Below are 18,153 nucleotides of genomic sequence, written 5' to 3'. Positions count from 1 at the left end.
ACTTAATCGACGTTTATGCAGATTCGAGAAACCACAATCGCCGGACTAGTTGAAATCTTTCCACGTGTTTTTTCCGACGACCGGGGGATGTTTTTTGAATCATTCAACAAACAGGTTTTTGAAAAGCATGGCTTACCTGTTGATTTTGTACAGGATAATCAGTCATTTTCAAAAAAAGGAGTCGTGCGCGGCCTGCACTTTCAAAAAGCTCCTTTCGCCCAGGGGAAATTGGTCCGGGTGATTTCGGGAAGGGTTTTGGATGTGGCAGTAGATATTCGTCCGGGATCGCCGACATTCGGGAAATATGAAATCTTCGAGCTTCGTAGCGATACAAACAATATTGCTTATGTGCCTGAGGGTTTTGCACATGGTTTTGTAGCACTTGAAGACACGATATTCAGCTACAAATGCACCAATATCTACAATAAAGAATCTGAATCAGGTATTCTTTGGAACGATCCTGATCTGGGTATCGATTGGGGAGTGACCGATCCGATCGTCTCTGAAAAAGATGAGATCCTGCCTACTTTCAAATCTCTGTTTTCAGAATTAGGAGTATAGTACGACCACATTATTTTTCGAAAAGTTCTTCCAATGCTTTGGAAGCAACTTTTCGGGCCGAGTTGGGATTTTCTCCGGTGATTAACCTTTCATCCATCTCTATAAATTCCATGAAAGGGAGCATTGCTTTTGTATAATGTCCACCCTGTTCCTTCACTTTATCTTCCAGGTAAAAAGGTACCTCGCTGACAAAGCTCATCAGTGTTTCTTCAACATTGGAAAAACCGGTCAGGTACTTATCTTTAATCAATAAGCTTCCATCCGATAATTTCACGTATAGCAGTGCAGCGACACCGTGGCACACGGCAGCGACCATTCCGTTGTGTTCGTAAATGTAGGTGGTAATGTTTTGGAGCTCAATGTTCTCGGGCAAGTCCCACATGGCCCCGTGACCACCTGTGAAATAAATGACCCGATAATCCGCGGGATCGATCTGAGATGGTTTTAAGGAATTCTCAATCTTTTGTCTGAAACCGGGGTCTTCCCAGTAACGTGCATTGCATTCGTCTTTCAGGTCGAAACTGCGTTCGTCGATTGGAATGGCGCCTCCAAGCGGACTAACGATGTCCATCAGGACTTTTCGCTTTGCCATCACATCATAAAAATGTGTGAGCTCGCTTAGCCACAGCCCTGTTTTAGATGATTTTGTAGGATAGCTATCGTGATTTGTACAGACGATCAGAACTTTCATAGCATCGTGAAGAGATTCTTCGGAAATATACTATAAAATCCCAGTAACTAGCGCCGCGATGATAGGAAACGCGTCAGGAAAGCAATTGGTTTTTGTAGGCAAATGCAACTGCGGCGGCAGTACTTTTTGTACCGGTTTTTTCGAGCACGCGCAGTCTGTGACCTTCTACGGTGCGGATACTAATGAAGAGTTTGTCGCTGATTTCCGCCGTGGAAAGGCCGTCGCATATCAGTTGCAATACCTCTTTTTCTCGTGCTGATAAGGCGACATTGCATGCATTTGGGAAAAACGGATGTTTATTGACCTGCCGGTTCACCATTTTGCGGTGCATGGCTTTCGATACGAAGTCATTGTAGTAAAAGCCTTCTTCATCCACCCTCCGGATAGCTTTTTCTACTTCATCGGGGCTGGTATCTTTCAGCAGGTAACCCTGCACTCCTTTTTCGAGCATGTGAATGACAAAGCGATCTTCATTATACATGGAAACCACGATGACCTTGATATTCGGAAATCTTTCAAACGCTGCTTCGGTTGCCTGGATGCCATCCATTACCGGCATTTGAAGATCCATAAAAACGATATCCGGCGTATTGGCTGGCAGCCGGTCCAGAAGCTCCTGACCGTTTGCTGCTTCCAGTATAAATTCAAAATCGGGAATGCTACTCAGCATGGAGATAAAACCTTTTCTGAATAGTTCGTGATCGTCGGCAATACCTAATTTTAGCGTTTTCATACTCGTTTAAATGTTCACGCGTTCCCGCCTGAAAGGATGTAAAGGTTCCGGCTTGTTTTCTGCAATGGGCATAACCGGAATCTGTGCGAACGCACTGGAACCTCCGTTTAAAGGTTTTTCATATTGGACGGTACCATTTACGATGGCCAGCCTGCTTTCAATGCCAAGTAATCCCAGCCCGGCCAGGTTGTTTTCTTTGATTTTTTCAGGATCGAAACCCACACCGTTATCAGTCACTCTTAAACCGATCATTTCCTCGGTACTTTCAAGTGAAATCTCAATCCTGGAACAACTTGCATGTTTGATTGCATTGTTCACCAGTTCCTGCATGATCCGGTACAGGGTAAGTTCGAGTTTCTGGCCTTGTCTGGGGAATTCTTCGGTATTGGCCTGGAAAGAAATCACCAGGTTATTATCCTCTTCCAGTTTGTCTATAAATTCCTCTATCGCTTCCAGCAGTCCAAAACGTTCTAATGTAGTGGGGACAAGGTCACGGGTGATGCGCCTTACGTGCAAAATAGTCTCTTCGACCAGCGACTGAGACTTTTTCATGATCTGATCTTCTTTTTCATCTCCGGTAGTACCAATCATCTTGCTTAACTGATTCAAGCTCAATTTGGTAAGTGATAGCATGGTGCCAATGTCATCATGCAAATCCTGCGCAATCCTCCGTCTTTCTGTTTCTTCGGAGTTTAATGCAGTATCCAGGAGCAGCCGGTTGTAGTTCTTTTCAATATCGCTTATTTTTTTCTCCTCCTCAAATCTCTTCTTTTGATAATACATCACAAATGAAATTACAAAAAATGCCATCATTAGCATTGCGATCGATGCTATAAGTAATGCCAGTTTTAGTTCTTCATTATTTTGCATATCGTGGACTAGGAAATTGCGAAATCCCAATGCTGAACAGCACTATACTTACACATTCGAAAATGTATGGAACATAAGACAAAAAACCCATATCAAGCCACTGCTCCCATTTTGAATCATAATGTAACACGGGGGCAATAAATAGAAAGCTGGAATAATAAAGCAAGAGTCCCGAACATACCCAAAAGAAGGGATAAGTTAGCAAATTCGGGATCTTTAAAGTTCGTATCGTATTATAAAAATATAGCAAAATCCAAAAGAGCATTAAAAGGCTTTCAACAGTTGTTGAGTACAACACCATTTTATGATTATGTAAATCACTCAATGACGGATTGGTGTTAAGAATATCCCATATCGAAAAACTTGTAAAGACAGGGACTGAAAGTAGAAGCCAATTTTTGTAACGTTTGATTTCTAACTTATTATAGAACATCCAGGAAGTTAATATATATCGTACCGGAACGCTGAGGTTGTAGAAAACCACCGTATTTTTCTTTTGTGACGCCCAGTCAAACATGATAAAATCGATGGCAAATTTGGCAACTAAGTAGATGGCAAGAATTTGAAAAGTTCGATCCAGATACGCTTTACGTTTCCAGATTAGAACGATGGGTATTAAAGTCAAAAAAACGGGAATACTCGCTAGAGGTTGCCTCGCAAAATAGGAGATATAAATCTCAAGCATTGAACCAAGGTTAAAACAATTAACAATGACGGGGGCAGATCGGTCCGCCGACCATCACTTCTCCTTCTGCCGGCATGTCTTTCATTCCTCCCAGCTGCGCCGTTTTAGTCAGATCCCTGCCATTTTCGTCCACGGGTACGATGATCAGCCTCGAAGTAGGTTTTTTCTCGTACTTGCTATTTTCGACCTTTTCAAGCGAGTTGTCTTCGTCTTCACCAACGCCGTAATAAATTCTAAAGCCAACGCAATTGTCGCCATGCTTTCCCATTAATTGATTAAAGGTATGTATGCCAAAAAATTCAGCTTTCACGAAATTTTCCCCATTTGCGGTGATTGTGCGCTCTTTGCTTAAATGTGGTTCGATTAATTTTTGTGCCTGCTCAGCAGAAATAATGCTTCCTTCCTTGCCTGTAAACCTTTTAGAATCCATGAGTTAGAATATTATTGAAATTAAGATAATGAATGTATGTAAATGTAACCAGTGTGGTTTCTACCACCAAGTGAACAATTCTGTATTGATTAAACGGTTTGCTACAACTATTTGTCAATCAATGTTTTGCTGATTTTGGCTGACCGCAAACGCGTAATATTACGCAGTCGGTACCGGAAGAATACTGTGGCCGGTTTGTAGCGCTACGCGATTTTATAAAAGGGGGATTTCACTCTAAAGCCTTGGGTCGCGCCATTATACATTTGTAAAGCGTTAGGGAAACTCGTCAGAGACTTTCTTTCAAGATTAAGGGTTAGGTTAACATACGAAAGCCGTGAGGGAATTCCTTCACGGCTTTTTTGATTTCTTCGTATTTTCGGTCATTCACATCTTTCATAGCATGAAACCGACTATCACAATTGAATACTGTCCCAAATGCGGCTGGCTTTTGAGGGCCGCCTGGATGGCGCAGGAGCTGTTAACAACATTTACCGATGACCTTCACGCAGTTCAATTAGTCCCATCGGAAGTACCCGGGAGGTATACGATCAACTTGGATGAAGTCCTCGTTTGGGACAGGAAAAGGGAAGGACATTTCCCCGAGCCCAAGGAACTGAAACAAAAAGTCCGTGATATCATCGCCCCCGACCGTAATATGGGCCATAACGATCGTTGATTTAAATCGGCCATTTTGTCGGACTGAAATGAGTTGTACTGCTATTTTGTCTGCTTCTGGATTTTAAAATACTTTTCAATAATATTCGGAATGCGGAATAAGAGTTAAGTGTTTAACTAACAATGATATAGATATAGTAAGAGTGGCGTTTGGCTCTATTTTTTTCGAGAGCAGTAATCTTTGGCACGTAGTTTTTCGTTAATGTTTCAAATACTTGTTAACCTAAAACGCGATAGCTATGGAAAGCAAACTGAAAATCCCACAGGAGATGTTAATGAACATAGATTTCATTAACACGGTCAACGGTGGAATGAGTGAGCCTGCTATAAAGCTTGACAGAGGATCTGAAGGTTTTGAAGTAGTTGTGAAAATTCCTGGCATCGATGTTGAGGATCTCCAATTGGAAGTAGTTAAAGGAAAAAGGAACACGAACAATCTGAAACTTTTTCATTTGCTACCGATATTTTCACAGCAAAACCTTTCGGAAGAAGAACAGTGGAAAACAATTCGTTTCATCAATACCTTCGTCATTCCCGATGGAGTTGATATAGAACATATATCTGCAAAATACGACGACGCACTTAGGCATTTGGTACTGTTTTTACCTTATGGAAATGAGCAGGGAGACTTTCACCGCAAGGTGGATATTGAGCGCTGGTAAGACGTTATTATAGGATCTTTCCAAAAACCTGGCAGCCTTAGCTGCCAGGTTTTTTTTATTTTAATTCCATTTTAATGCTTCGAATCAAATTTATTTTATGGGCTGAATGCGTCAAAACTGGCATTTCCAACTTTCCGCGAACTAATTGTATCCTTCCAATAAGAAATATTAAGATATGGTAAAGATTGCCTTTTGAGCGAAAAAATGGCATTACATATTTATATCTTAGTGTTCATGTTTTATATATTACCTTCCAAACTCAACGTTATGAAAAAATCCAATATTTTCGCCTACATCGAACTCACGAAGCTTGTCGACGAACTGAAGTCATCTTCCGAAGCAGGTAAACTCAAGCAGAAACTCAAATCCCAGTCGGCTTATTTTAACATTATTGAACCAAGGTATTTTTCGGAGGGACTTGTAGGTGAATGGGAAAGTATTCTTAGCGTTATCAAACAGAAGGGTGCTAAAACGAACGAAGAAGGAAAGGTTGTTTCAAATGCAGTGAGCAATACGATCGATCAACTCAGCGACAAAGAATGTGAAGTGCTGGTCGATAAAATCCGGGTCGTGTACGATCAGGTCAGGAAGGAATTTCAATAATTGTTCAGATACTGTTTTAAGCGAAGCCAATGAATAGTCAATGGCTTCGCTTTTCTTTGTTAGTTAACAGTTCCTCCGTTCCAGATTTCCTTTCCGGGTTGGACAAAAGCCAGGCTTCCATCCTTATCTTCCGCCATCAGGATCATTCCGTGACTTTCCATTCCCATCATTTTGCGCGGCGCGAGATTAGCGAGATACAACACTTTGTTTCCGATAATTTCCTCCGCTTTGAAATGTTCCGAAATACCACTTAAAACAGTGCGTTTTTCGCTACCGATATCGACCAGCAGTTTCAATAGCTTCTTGCTTTTCGGGACATTTTCCGCGGCAACAATGGTCGCTACACGGATATCCATTTTGGCAAAGTCATCGTATTGAATTTCAGCTTTCACCGGCGCTACTACTTTGCCTTCCAGCTCATTTAAACGTTTGGCATCATGCAGTTTTTGAATTTGTTGTTCAATAACATGATCCTCTATTTTTTCAAACAAAAGCTTGGCCCCGGTGATAGGTTGTCCGGCAGAAAGCAGGTTCGGTTTCCCGGCATCTGGCCAGGTCTGACCAGCTAGTCCGAGTTGATCCGCGATTTTGGCGGCTGTAAAAGGAAGTATCGGTTCCGAAACAATGGCCAGCGTCGCCGATATCTGCAATGCAATATTCAGGATCGTATTGACCCGGGCCGGATCGGTTTTGATCACGTGCCAGGGCTGGGTATCAGCAAGATATTTGTTGCCCAGTCGGGCCAGGTCCATAATGAATGTCAGCGCTTCACGGAATCGGTAGTTTTCAATCGCCTCACCGATCCTGGCCGGAAATGCTTCCAGCTGAGATAATGTGTTTTGATCTATCTCCTCCAATGCTCCGGCAGCAGGCACTTTTCCTTCACAAAATTTGTGGGTAAGTACTACGGCGCGGTTGATGAAATTTCCAAAAATACCGACAAGCTCACTGTTGTTCCGTGTCTGAAAATCTTTCCAGGTAAACTCGCTATCCTTGGTTTCGGGCGCATTGGCGGTCAATACATAGCGTAAAACATCCTGCTTATCAGGCAGTTCTTCGAGGTATTCGTGCAGCCAAACGGCCCAGTTGCGGGAAGTGGAGATTTTGTCACCTTCCAGGTTCATGAATTCGTTCGCGGGTACATTGTCGGGAAGTATATAGTTTCCTTCCGCCATCAGCATGGCTGGGAAAATAATGCAATGGAATACGATGTTGTCTTTCCCGATAAAATGAACCAGTTTCGTTTCTTCCGGTGCATTCGTTTCCGGTTGCCACCATTTTTCCCAACCAGCGTCTGTTCCGTTTTTCTGGATCATCCAATCCTTTGTCGCGGAAATATATCCGATCGGCGCTTCAAACCATACATATAAAACTTTTCCTTCTGTATCCTCGACAGGTACTTTAATGCCCCAGTCCAGATCGCGCGTCATCGCCCTCGGTTTAAGACCGTCTTTCAACCATGATTGGCACTGACCAAGTACATTGGTTTTCCATTCGCCGTGACTGGTAATGTAATTTTCAATTTGCGGCTGTAATGTATCGAGCGGCAAATACCAGTTTTTAGTGGCTTTAAGTACCGGCGAAGCGCCTGATAGCATTGATCTCGGGTCTTTCAGTTCCAGCGGACTGAGCGTGGAGCCGCATCTTTCACATTGATCGCCATAGGCATTTGGATTTGCGCACACCGGACAAGTCCCTACAATATATCTGTCGGCCAGAAATTGCTGAGCTGTTTCATCGAAATACTGTTCAGTCGTTTCCTCGATAAAGACATTTTTATCGTAAAGGTCCCTGAAAATCTGTTTCGAGGTTTCGTGATGGATATCCTTGCTGGTCCTGGAATAAATGTCAAATGAAATGCCGAGACTTTTGAATGAAGCATCGATCTGCGCGTAGTATTTATCAACCACTTCCTGAGGCGTGAGCCCCTCTTTTTTGGCACGAATGGTAATGGGTACCCCATGCTCATCGGTACCGCTGATGAATGCAACTTCTTTCTTATTGGATCGCAGGTAGCGAACGTAGATATCCGCGGGGATATAACAGCCAGCCAGGTGACCAATATGAATGGGACCATTGGCATAGATCAGCGCCGCGGTGACCGTGTATCGTTTGGGATTTAAAATGGGCATTATCGGGCAAATAGTAATAATGAATGTTCAATAACAGCACCGGAAAGCCGATCTGTATTCTTTGTAAAAGTAGTAAAATCGCTCTCATTGTGAGATTACGGGTGCGTGATTTTCACTTTTGTGATTTCCGTAAATACGCTATTACGCCCGATTAAATTTTATATACTTGTGAAAGTAAACCTATACACTCACCATAATGAAAGAAAAATACATGTCGCGCCAGCAACTGGCGCAGGAACTTGGGATCTCCGCACGGACACTTTCGAGAAAGCTTGATGCATTAAAAATCACATTGCCTCCCGGTCTGATCCCGCCCAAACTTTGCCAGCAGCTTATTGAATTACTTCGTAGCTGACGGCCTGTCCAATATTGTCCTATTTTGTCCTGTTTTGTCCAACTTTTGCTATTGGAGATAAAGGGTATTTGGGGGATGTTTGCATTCGCTGCGCAGCCGAGAAAAATATCTTAATCAAAACACTATTTTATGAAAAGATCAACAAAGTATTTCTAGCGATTCTTTTGATTCCGCTTGTTACGATAATAGTTTATGCGAAAGCAATTTATTGCACGGGGCAAGATACAGTTGTGGATAATGGGTTTGCAGTAGTCGGGCAGGTGAGCTTTAGTACTGAAAATGACTGTTGCACGCCTGCATCCGGGTCCGCTCTCGTTACGAAATCCTTTTATCTGAATGGGTCGTGCATAGCTACAGCATTTTACTACATTACCATCACCGAGGCTCAGCAAGCGATGAGTTGTCAATTCACCTAACATTAAACTTCATCTGATGAAAAACATAATTAAAGCTGTTTTCCTGGCTTTGGTCGTCCTGTTGAAAACTAGTTGTTCAGAAACAGAATCCGAGAAGCCGAAATTGGTCAATGGTCAGAAATATCATTTTCAGAAAATAGAAGTTGCTGATAACGAGGAGACATTCCCGACTTATCGGATAAGTGATACTGATATTCCAACAGAGCTCGATTTTGCGTATCAAAAAAAGGCTGTGGCCAGACTTGCAGAGCTCAATCCCATTGTTATTGCTGATGCTAATTCGAGAATCGGTTTGCAAGATCAGAATGAGGCAATTAGTAAATACAAAGCCTTTCTGCATAAGTATCGTGAAGACACGGTCATGATACGACATTTTCGTGGTCAGTATGCGAATAGGCTGCTCTTGGATTATAAAGTTATCCAATCGCAAGACACTGAGAAACTGTTGTTTTTTGTCAAGGAATTGGTCCATTCTGAAACAGGTAGATTTGGCACTATTCTCGCTGGATTGGATAGGTTAAGTAAGATGGGGGATTCCAAATCCTATATTGGACTCGTGCTTGAAACGCAGAGGCAAGTTGAGGTGAGCCTTCGGATGACTAAAGCCATCCAGCGACGTTTGCCAGATCTAATACGAAAATTAAAAGAGCGTGAGATTCAAAGTCAGGGTACTTTAAGAGAGGATTTCACAATCGCTTCGCTGGAAAAGGAAGATTTTTCAAAGAAAATATCAAAGCTGGAACGTTACAGAAATCAGGTGATAAAAATGAAAACCTAGATAACCAGCCTATCTAATCCACAACAGATCCTTTCCATCTCCGGGAAGGATCTTTTTTGTCCATGTACTTTTCAATCACGAACTTTGACTACCACATTTTGTTTTGATTTTATGAAGGTTCTAATCACGGGGGCTACTGGTCTGGTTGGCAGTGCAGTTGCAAAAAGGTTTCTTGCCAATAACGATGAAGTGTTTGCATTATACCGCGAAGGTGCGGATCGCAGCCTGTTGGCGGGGTTGGAATCTCAGGTTCAATGGGTTATTGGTGACATTACTGATATCAGCTCGCTCGAAAGTGCGATAGAACACGTGGATTTTGTCATCCATACCGCTGCAGTGGTTTCCTTTATTCCGAAAGACCGTAAAATGATGTATAAAGTAAATGTGGAAGGAACCGCTAACCTTGTTAACGTCTGCCTGAAATATCCGGTCAAAAAACTGTGTCATGTCAGCAGTATCGCAGCGATTGGAAGGCCCGATTCCCGAAAGACGGCCCAGGCGCAGGAAATAGTACTGGACGAGTCGCAGCGCTGGGAAGATTCTCCCGAAAATTCCGAATATGCTAAAACGAAACATCTTGCCGAGCTGGAAGTGTGGCGTGGAATTGCGGAGGGATTGAATGCCGTCATCGTGAATCCGACCTTGATATTGGGCGAAGGTGACTGGACAAAAAGCAGCACACAAATTTTCAGGTACGTTTTTCGGGAAAAACCTTTTTATACGGAAGGTATAGCTAACTACGTGGATGTAAAGGATGTAGCTGAAATTGTTTTTCAGCTTACACAGTCGGGAATATCAGGTGAAAGGTTTCTGTTGAACGCCGGCAGCATTTCCTATCGTAACTTGTTTAACCTAATTGCGGATGCAATGCATAAAAAGCGTCCGTCGATCCGGGTAGGGTCGGGGCTGGCGGGGATGATCTGGCGAATAGAAGCGGTCAGGACATTTTTGTTAGGCACAAAACCTTTAATAACAAAAGAAACGGCGCAATCGGCGGCCAGAAAAATTACTTATCGTAATGCGAAGATCACAAATGCGTTGGGTTTTAAGTTTCAGCCGATTGAAAAAACGGTAGCGCGCGTGAGCGAAAGTTTGCTTGACAAGAATTTGAAATAAGACGAATTATTTTATAACTTTCTTCATTATTATTTGGTGCGTTAGCCCTCAATTCTAACCTTGGCGGTCCGTATGATGGAGAAAAATTTTGGGGAAAGAAAGGATTATATGAAGGAGACGTTGCTCAGGTTTGAAAAAATGCTCAAAACCAGCGAACCGGTCTTTTTTGATTTGGATACCTACGAAAAAGTCACGGTTCATTACATTGAGAGAGGAGATTGGGATAAAGCCTTTAAAGCATGTGAGTTAGGTTTGTCGGATTACCCGTATTCGCTCGATCTGCTGCTGAATATGGTTCAGTTGCATTCCAATCGCGGGGAGCATGAATTGGCCCAGGAAATACTGGAACGCGCCTCGTTGTTCCATCCCGGAGACATTGAAATCTCATTCATGCAGGTTGCTATTTCCAATATGATGGGCGAATATGAAGAGGCCATCGAGTTGTTGGAAAATCTGCTGCAAAGGGTGGACGATCACGATGAAATCTACTTCCAGGTCGGTCAGACGTACCAGAACTGGGGGAAATATGAGGAGGCGATTAAATTCTACAAAAAGTCGCTTCGCAATAATCTGAATAATGAAAGTGCATTGTACGAGCTGGCGCATTGCCTCGACCTGGTTGGGCAGCTGGAAAGTCACCTCGACTATTACAATGAGCTTGTCGATCGCGATCCGTTTTCGCATCACGCCTGGTACAATCTGGGAATCGCATTCAGCAAGCTGGAACGCTATGATGATGCGGTGAATGCCTATGAGTATGCGACCTTGGTAAAGGATGATTTCGCCTCTGCTTTTTTCCAGCTCGGCAATTCGTATATGAACCTGGAACGCTACCAGGAAGCAAAAGACCAGTATTTGAAAGCAATCGAGTTGGAAGGTAAACAACCGGAAACCTGTTGCTGCCTGGGGACTTGCTATGAAAAGTTAGGCGAGTTCGAAATGGCGATCAAATATTATCGGCAGACCGTGAAACTGGATAGCCAGTGGGACGACGGCTGGTATGGAATGGGGATCTGTTTCAGCGAGCTCGGCCGGTGGTATGAAGCCGTCGGGTTTTTGAGAAAAGCGATCCAGATCACCGAGCTGAACCCGGATTACTGGCTTGCACTGGCAGAAACCGAATTCAAGGTTGGTAATGTCGTTTCTGCATTTGAGGCATTCGAAAAAGCAGCTGAAATCGAACCTTCCAACCCGGATATCTGGCTGAAATGGTCGCACGTGTTGTTCGAGCAGGGAAATTATGCGAGAGCCTGTGACTTACTTCAGGCTGCGATCGATGAAATGCCGGAAGAAGCCGACTTGTATTATCGAATGACTGTTTATCAAATCCACGGCGGGGAATACCGGGAAGCATTAGTGAACCTGGAAGTGGGATTGACACTTGACTATGATGCGCACGTGCAGCTTTTTGACTTTTTCCCAGACCTGGAAAAACAAAAAGCACTTTTCCGGATCATTGAGCAATACCGAGAAAAGTAGTTACCTGATCATATTTTGATAAAGGTCGATTAACTGTCCTGCGATATTTTTACCGGTAAACTGCTCAATGTGACGTTTCCCGGCAGAAACCAACGATTTTCTAAGATTGACATCCGTTATCAATTTTCCCAATTGATGGCTGATGTCTTCTGTTTTATAAGGGTCCGCATATAGTCCGCCGGGCCCGCCAGCTTCTTCCAAACACGAGCCTTTTGCAGAAAGCACAGGTGTCCCGCTATGCAATGCTTCCAATATTGGGATACCAAAACCTTCATAAATAGAAATGTAGGCAAAAATCTCTGCTGACTGATAAAGTGCCGGCAAATGGTCCGTGGGGACATTTTGTAATATTAGTACCTGTTTTTCGAGCCCGTAATGACGGATCGTTTCGCGGATTTTTTGTGAATAAGATGTCGGTTTACCCACCAATATCAATTTAAAGTCAGACGTCCGCGCATTTGCAAAAGCCTCAACCAGACGGTGCTGATTTTTACGTTCTTCCAGCGTTCCTACACTTAAAATGAAGGGTAGTTCAATCCCATACAACCCGAGGATTTTAGTACTTTCTTCGTGATCTGTCATTCGTTTGAAAACCGGATTGCAATCCTGGTAAATCACATGAATGCGTTCGGGATCAACATGATATAGTTCCACGAGATCGCGTTTGGTTTGTTCACTTACAGCCACAATACGATCCGATCTTTTACAGGCAGATTGAAATTTATGCCGGTAAATGCGGCGGTCCACGGGTTTAAAAAGTTCCGGTAATCTCTCGAAAATCAGGTCATGGATGGTAACAACAGACTTAATTCCTTTTAGTGACAGACCTTGCGGGACTTCGTTGCTGAGCCCGTGAAAAATATCGACCTTATCTTTGCTTAACTGGTTGGTAATGTTAGAGTAACGCCAAAATGCACTCAGTTTTTTATCCAGAAAAGTTTCAGGAAAATGAATGGAGCTTTTTGGGAAATCAGGAAAGAGATTTTGGTTGTCTTTTGGCGTGTATGCATCATACTCATGTTGTTTTTCAAAAGTCATTAATGCATTTAAAACAAACCGGCTGTAATTTCCCAAGCCGGTTTTATTGGCAAAGGCTCTTTTGGCGTCAAATCCGATTCGCATAGGCAACTTTGTACAAGGGTTTGCGGGCAAAAGTCCGTATTTTTGTGGATACCACCGAAATTTATTGGCTGGTATTTTGTGTTTAAAAGGAATGAAGAGAAACAACATTCGCAAACGGGGAAATCCCGAGACAACCTCCCTGACACTTACTGAAGAATATCAAATACACACGCTCGCGAACGGGATCAGGATTGCGCATAAGCAAGTTCCATATACTCAAATTGCACATTGCGGCATTATGCTTGATATCGGTAGCCGGGACGAACTGCCTCACCAACAGGGGCTTGCGCACTTTTGGGAACATATGGCTTTCAAAGGGACTGAAAAACGCAGTTCCTACCACATTATCAATCGGTTAGAAAATGTGGGAGGGGAATTGAATGCATATACCACCAAGGAAAAAATTTGCTTTCATGCGTCGGTACTTGACGATCATTTCGATAAAGCAATGGACTTGCTGGCCGATATTACATTCCATTCTGTTTTTCCTGAAAAGCAGATCGAGCGTGAGCGTAATGTGATCCTGGAAGAAATGTCCATGTACCTGGATTCGCCGGAAGACGCTATTCAGGATGATTTTGATCAGTCTGTCTTTCCCGATCATGCATTAGGCAACAACATTTTGGGAACAGCCGAAACGGTGAGTTCTTTCGGTAAGGAAGAGTTACATCAGTTTATTAATGAAAATATTGATACCGAGCGAATTGTCGTTTCATCGGTAAGCCGGCTGCCGTTTTCAAAAGTGGTTAGAACCGCTGAAAAATACCTGGGAGATGTACCTCATCGGCGAACTTCACGAGTCAGGATCGCCCCGCAGTCTTATTCGCCTGTAACTCAGCAGAAAGAACGTCCCATTCAGCAAGCTCAATGCGCCATGGGACAGCCTGCCTATTCTTTGCTGGATGATCGCAGATTACCGTTTTTTATGTTGGTCAATTTGCTAGGCGGCCCGGGGATGAATTCGCGGTTCAATCTTTCTTTGCGTGAAAAATACGGGTTTGTGTATTCCATTGAAGGAAATTATACACCTTATCTGGATACAGGTTTTATGGGGATCTTTTTTGGAACGGAGAAAAAGCAACTCAATAAAAGCATTTCTCTCATTCATAAAGAGCTGAAACGGGTAAGAGAAATTCCACTTTCTGTTTTACAGCTTCACCAGACCAAAGTTCAGTTAATGGGCCAGCTGGCAATGTCGGAAGAAAGTAACATGAGCTTTATGCTGATGATGGCGAAAAGCCTCCTCGATACCGGCAGAGTGGATTCACTCCCTGAAATTTTTGCCGAAATCGAGCAGATCAAGTCGCAGGATCTGCAGGAAATTGCGCAGGAGATGTTCAACGAACAAAATTTCAGCTACCTTACATTCCTTCCCGAAGATTGATTTGAAAATGAACAACCTCCTCCTGATAGGCATTCTGGCTTATTTTTTAGTTTCATGCGGCGAGAAAACAGAATCTGAAGAAACGAATGAGTTTCCAGCTGAGCTTGTGAATTTCAAGCCTTATAAAGCAAATCCATTGTTTACAGGTTCGGGCGATTCCACCACATGGGATGAAAAAATCAGGGAACGAGGTTTTATTTTGAAAGAAGACAGCCTGTACTACATGTGGTATACAGGCTATACCAGGAAAACTGGAAATAACATCAAATATCTTGGCCTGGCTACGTCAAATGATGGGATTAGCTGGAAAAGGCATTCCGACAAACCGATTCACACGTCCATTTGGGTCGAAGATGTGTTTGTCCTGAAATCGGATAGCACCTATTACATGTTCGCGGAAAGCAGGGGAGATACGGCGCATTTGCTCACGTCTCAGGATAAAGTAAAATGGACCGATCAAGGGGCATTGGATGTTCGCAACAAAGACGGCAGCCCAATTGAAAAAGGCCCATATGGAACGCCGACAGTGTGGAAGGAAAACGGTATCTGGTATCTATTTTACGAAAGAAACGATGTGGCGATATGGGTTGCTACATCTACGGACCTGAAAGTCTGGACGAATGTTCAGGATGAGCCGGTAATAAAGACAGGACCTGAAAAATACGATCAGTTTGCGGTTGCCATGAACCAGATCATCAAATACAACGGTCTCTATTATGCCTATTATCACGCATCGGCATTTAAAGACTGGCGCGAATGGTCCATGAACGTAGCTGTTTCAAAAGATCTGATTCATTGGGAAAAGTACCAGAAGAACCCGATTCTCGGGAATAATCTGTCGAGCGGAATTCTTGTAAATGAAGGTGCATCCTATAATTTATACACCATGCATCCTGAGGTCAATTTACATCTTCCCGATTCTTTGAAATCCAACTGACCCTTTTAAGCCAAAACCTCTTGTTTTGCCTCTGCCCTGTAATATAATGTCGATGAATTGGCCGGATTTAGAATGGTTTTAGCGGAATCGTGAATATCCTGCTGAGTAAGGCTTCGGATAATTTCGGCATCGCTGTTGGCCCAATCTACATTACCTGCATTAGCCGCGAAAGCCAGGTTCATCGCACGGTTCAGCAGTTCTACTTCTGAGAAAGCAAGCGAGGCTTCGGATTGATTTTTCACCTTCGTAACTTCTTCCTCGGTCGCGCCATTTTCAACCATTTCCTGCAAAACAACTTTTATCGCTTCGTCCGCCTCTTCCAGTGATATTCCCGGATTGAGATTGCCTTTTACCATTAATAAACCTGGATCCAGCGAAGATGTGATACTCGCAGTAATGCTGTTGAAAAGCGCCTTTTCTTTCAATAATTTTTGATAAAGTCTTGAAGATTTGCCTCTTCCGAGAATATCGCTCAGCAGATCAGCCGCATAAAATCCGTCGTCATATCTGCCGGGCATGTGAAAAACCTTGATGATGGAATCTAATGGGACGGCTGCGGAAGTCTCAAGATGTCGTGCTTCCTTTTGCGCTGGTTCTCGCGGCACATTTCTAACGTGAGGTGGCCCGGCGGGAATGTTACCAAACCATTTGCTTGCAAGTTCCTGCACTCTCTCAAAAGTTACAGCTCCCGCCACGACCATGATTGCATTGTTTGGTCTGTAAAACCGGAAAAAGAAATCCTGTACATCCTGCATGGTTGCTCGTTCGATGTGTTCGATATCCTTCCCGATCGTAGCCCAGCGATAGGGATGTTCCTTGTAAGCGAGTGGCCTCAGTTTGAGCCACATATCGCCATAAGGCTGGTTAAGGTAGCGTTGTTTAAATTCTTCAATCACTACTTTTCGCTGCACTTCGAGCACATTAGGGTCAAATGAAAGACTCAGCATCCGGTCGGATTCCAGCCAGAAAGCCGTTTCCACGTTTTCCGCGGGAAGTGTGATGTAGTAGTTTGTAATGTCGGGCGATGTGAATGCATTGTTTTCGCCGCCCACATTCTGCACCGGAATATCATAATTCGGAATGTTCTGAGAACCGCCAAACATTAGGTGCTCAAAAAGATGTGCAAATCCGGTACGTTCTTCATCTTCATCACGTGACCCTACATTATATAAGATGTTCACCGCTGCCATCGGTGTCGAGAAATCCTCATGGACAAATACTTTGAGACCGTTGTCCAGCGTAAACTGCTTATAGCGAATCATGTGAATAAAAAATGGGTAGTAACTATCATTGTTAACACTAAAATAAAGCCGGTCACAGAAACCTCGGGCCCCAAATCAGGGTTATAAACAAAGCTACTGTTCAGTTGGGATACCACCAAACCATTTTGAGTTAATAGTCGATGCCATGCAAAAATCAATTCGCGTACTTCTTTTTTTACTTTTCTTTTTTTCAATTCCTTCGCTTCAAGCTCAATTACTGAATGATCCTGCAACCTTAAAAAATGTTCAGAACAGCCTTGATAAAATTTACAATTATGAGTTTGACGAGGCGAATGTGTATATGGACCAGGTTGAAAAAAAGTATCCGAATCACCCCGTTTCGTACATTCTTGATTCGTTCGTCCTTTTTTGGAAATACATGCCCATTAAGGATAACCCCACCAAATCGAAGGAATACATCCACAAACTGGATCAATGCCTTGAAGCAATAAATAAGAAATACGGGAAAAATAGTCTCGATCCCGAGGCAGTATTTTATACCATGGTTGCCCGGGGTTACATGGCGATGATTTACAATTACCGCGGGGAAATGGTAAATGCGGCCGGAGAAGGTAAAAAGGCATATAATGCATTCGTGGAAGGCTTGAAACTTATTAATAAAAACCCGGAATTTTACTTCACTTCCGGGATGTATAATTACTATGTTGAAGTGTATCCCGAGGAACATCCGATTGTGAAACCGCTTTTAGTTTTTTTTAAAAACGGCGATAAGGCATTGGGTTTGAGGCAAATGGAGAATGCAACGAAAGTCGGTACCATTACCAAAGCCGAGGCTTGCTTTTATATATCACACATCTACCTGAAATACGAAATGAAGCCGGAGAAGGCAGTGGTTTATATGGACAAACTTGTCGACATGTATCCGAGAAACCCACTTTATCTCATGAAAAACATTGAGTCTCTGGTTTTAGCTGGAAAGTATGAGCAGGCCAAAAGAGACATTGCGATTCTTAGGAAGATCAACAGTGGATTTTATCCCATTGCATGGCGTACTTTTCAGGGTATCTTGGATGAAAAAGCTGATAAAAATGATGCAAATGCGCAAAAGGAATATTTGCTCGCGTTGAAAACACCTCATGACGATCAGTATACCAAAGAGTACCACGCGCTCGCATACGCTGGTCTGGCAAGAATTTCTGCCCGCGCCGGTAACAAAGCAAAAGCCAAGGATTACTACAAGAAATGCCTGGATAAGGCAGAATACAGGTCGGTGATAAAAGAAGCGAAGTCCTTCAAATAAT

Annotated in this window: 18 protein-coding genes; 11 read left to right on the top strand and 7 right to left on the bottom strand. The window is 43.2% G+C overall.

Annotation, left to right across the window (positions count from 1 at the left end):
* The first annotated feature begins 15 nt into the window (after nucleotides 1–15).
* Entirely contained in the window at nucleotides 16–561 is a 546-nt protein-coding gene (gene rfbC / locus LZG72_RS15270) for a dTDP-4-dehydrorhamnose 3,5-epimerase (protein ID WP_233873942.1), read from the top strand.
* A 10-nt stretch (nucleotides 562–571) separates the two neighbouring features.
* Here rfbC and LZG72_RS15265 read toward each other — a convergent pair whose 3' ends face one another.
* The 4 genes from LZG72_RS15265 to LZG72_RS15250 all read right to left on the bottom strand — a co-directional run bounded on the left by LZG72_RS15265 (nucleotide 572) and on the right by LZG72_RS15250 (nucleotide 3,970).
* Nucleotides 572–1,252, bottom strand: coding sequence for a type 1 glutamine amidotransferase domain-containing protein (locus tag LZG72_RS15265; protein ID WP_233873940.1), 681 nt, complete (start codon nucleotides 1,250–1,252; stop codon nucleotides 572–574).
* 73 nt (nucleotides 1,253–1,325) lie between these two features.
* Nucleotides 1,326–1,985 (bottom strand): response regulator transcription factor, encoded by a 660-nt coding sequence (locus LZG72_RS15260; RefSeq protein ID WP_233873938.1) that lies wholly within the window; start codon nucleotides 1,983–1,985, stop codon nucleotides 1,326–1,328.
* Nucleotides 1,986–1,991: 6 nt separating this feature from the next.
* Nucleotides 1,992–2,855: a sensor histidine kinase gene (locus LZG72_RS15255; RefSeq protein WP_233873936.1), complete on the bottom strand. Its 864-nt coding sequence runs from the start codon at nucleotides 2,853–2,855 to the stop codon at nucleotides 1,992–1,994.
* 704 nt (nucleotides 2,856–3,559) lie between these two features.
* Entirely contained in the window at nucleotides 3,560–3,970 is a 411-nt protein-coding gene (locus LZG72_RS15250; protein ID WP_233873934.1) for a hypothetical protein, read from the bottom strand.
* Nucleotides 3,971–4,370: 400 nt separating this feature from the next.
* Between LZG72_RS15250 and LZG72_RS15245 the strand changes: the two genes are divergently transcribed.
* From LZG72_RS15245 to LZG72_RS15235, 3 genes are all read left to right on the top strand, one after another.
* Complete coding sequence (locus LZG72_RS15245) at nucleotides 4,371–4,646, top strand: SelT/SelW/SelH family protein (RefSeq protein ID WP_233873932.1); 276 nt, start codon at nucleotides 4,371–4,373, stop codon at nucleotides 4,644–4,646.
* Nucleotides 4,647–4,884: 238 nt separating this feature from the next.
* Nucleotides 4,885–5,307 carry an Hsp20/alpha crystallin family protein gene (locus LZG72_RS15240; protein WP_233873930.1) on the top strand — a complete coding sequence of 141 codons (423 nt, stop codon included), beginning with the start codon at nucleotides 4,885–4,887 and terminating at the stop codon, nucleotides 5,305–5,307.
* 267 nt (nucleotides 5,308–5,574) lie between these two features.
* On the top strand, nucleotides 5,575–5,910 hold the full coding sequence (locus LZG72_RS15235) for a hypothetical protein (RefSeq protein WP_233873928.1): 336 nt from the start codon (nucleotides 5,575–5,577) through the stop codon (nucleotides 5,908–5,910).
* A 59-nt stretch (nucleotides 5,911–5,969) separates the two neighbouring features.
* Here the strand turns inward: LZG72_RS15235 and metG are convergent, their stop codons facing one another.
* Nucleotides 5,970–8,042, bottom strand: coding sequence for a methionine--tRNA ligase (gene metG, locus LZG72_RS15230; protein ID WP_233873927.1), 2,073 nt, complete (start codon nucleotides 8,040–8,042; stop codon nucleotides 5,970–5,972).
* A gap of 196 nt (nucleotides 8,043–8,238) precedes the next feature.
* Here metG and LZG72_RS15225 point away from each other — a divergent pair, with 196 nt between their 5' ends.
* The 4 genes from LZG72_RS15225 to LZG72_RS15210 all read left to right on the top strand — a co-directional run bounded on the left by LZG72_RS15225 (nucleotide 8,239) and on the right by LZG72_RS15210 (nucleotide 12,186).
* Nucleotides 8,239–8,397 (top strand): helix-turn-helix domain-containing protein, encoded by a 159-nt coding sequence (locus LZG72_RS15225; RefSeq protein WP_233873925.1) that lies wholly within the window; start codon nucleotides 8,239–8,241, stop codon nucleotides 8,395–8,397.
* Between the two features lie 432 nt (nucleotides 8,398–8,829).
* Complete coding sequence (locus LZG72_RS15220) at nucleotides 8,830–9,591, top strand: hypothetical protein (protein WP_233873922.1); 762 nt, start codon at nucleotides 8,830–8,832, stop codon at nucleotides 9,589–9,591.
* A gap of 111 nt (nucleotides 9,592–9,702) precedes the next feature.
* Nucleotides 9,703–10,707 carry an NAD-dependent epimerase/dehydratase family protein gene (locus tag LZG72_RS15215; RefSeq protein WP_233873919.1) on the top strand — a complete coding sequence of 335 codons (1,005 nt, stop codon included), beginning with the start codon at nucleotides 9,703–9,705 and terminating at the stop codon, nucleotides 10,705–10,707.
* 72 nt (nucleotides 10,708–10,779) lie between these two features.
* Complete coding sequence (locus LZG72_RS15210) at nucleotides 10,780–12,186, top strand: tetratricopeptide repeat protein (RefSeq protein ID WP_233873916.1); 1,407 nt, start codon at nucleotides 10,780–10,782, stop codon at nucleotides 12,184–12,186.
* Here the strand turns inward: LZG72_RS15210 and LZG72_RS15205 are convergent, their stop codons facing one another.
* Entirely contained in the window at nucleotides 12,187–13,308 is a 1,122-nt protein-coding gene (locus LZG72_RS15205) for a glycosyltransferase family 1 protein (protein ID WP_233873913.1), read from the bottom strand.
* Nucleotides 13,309–13,399: 91 nt separating this feature from the next.
* Here LZG72_RS15205 and LZG72_RS15200 point away from each other — a divergent pair, with 91 nt between their 5' ends.
* Together LZG72_RS15200 and LZG72_RS15195 are read left to right on the top strand one after the other, a co-directional pair.
* A complete protein-coding gene (locus tag LZG72_RS15200) occupies nucleotides 13,400–14,692 on the top strand; it encodes a pitrilysin family protein (RefSeq protein ID WP_233873910.1) in 1,293 nt (430 codons plus the stop codon).
* A 7-nt stretch (nucleotides 14,693–14,699) separates the two neighbouring features.
* Nucleotides 14,700–15,629, top strand: a complete 930-nt coding sequence (locus LZG72_RS15195; protein WP_233873907.1) for a glycosylase — start codon at nucleotides 14,700–14,702, stop codon at nucleotides 15,627–15,629.
* Between the two features lie 5 nt (nucleotides 15,630–15,634).
* On the opposite strand, the gene LZG72_RS15190 is transcribed toward LZG72_RS15195, so the two are convergent.
* The gene (locus LZG72_RS15190; RefSeq protein ID WP_233873904.1) at nucleotides 15,635–16,891 is read right to left on the bottom strand and encodes a pitrilysin family protein; all 1,257 of its coding nucleotides are present in this window, start codon (nucleotides 16,889–16,891) and stop codon (nucleotides 15,635–15,637) included.
* Between the two features lie 145 nt (nucleotides 16,892–17,036).
* On the opposite strand from LZG72_RS15190, the gene LZG72_RS15185 reads away from it, so the two are divergent.
* Complete coding sequence (locus tag LZG72_RS15185; RefSeq protein WP_233873901.1) at nucleotides 17,037–18,152, top strand: ABC transporter substrate-binding protein; 1,116 nt, start codon at nucleotides 17,037–17,039, stop codon at nucleotides 18,150–18,152.
* The last annotated feature ends 1 nt before the right edge of the window (nucleotide 18,153 follow it).

Source organism: Dyadobacter sp. CY323 (assembly GCF_021390245.1).
In the GTDB taxonomy this organism is placed as follows: domain Bacteria; phylum Bacteroidota; class Bacteroidia; order Cytophagales; family Spirosomataceae; genus Dyadobacter.
Note: the sequence above shows the minus strand (reverse complement) of the source record. Positions and strands in the feature narration are given on the sequence as shown.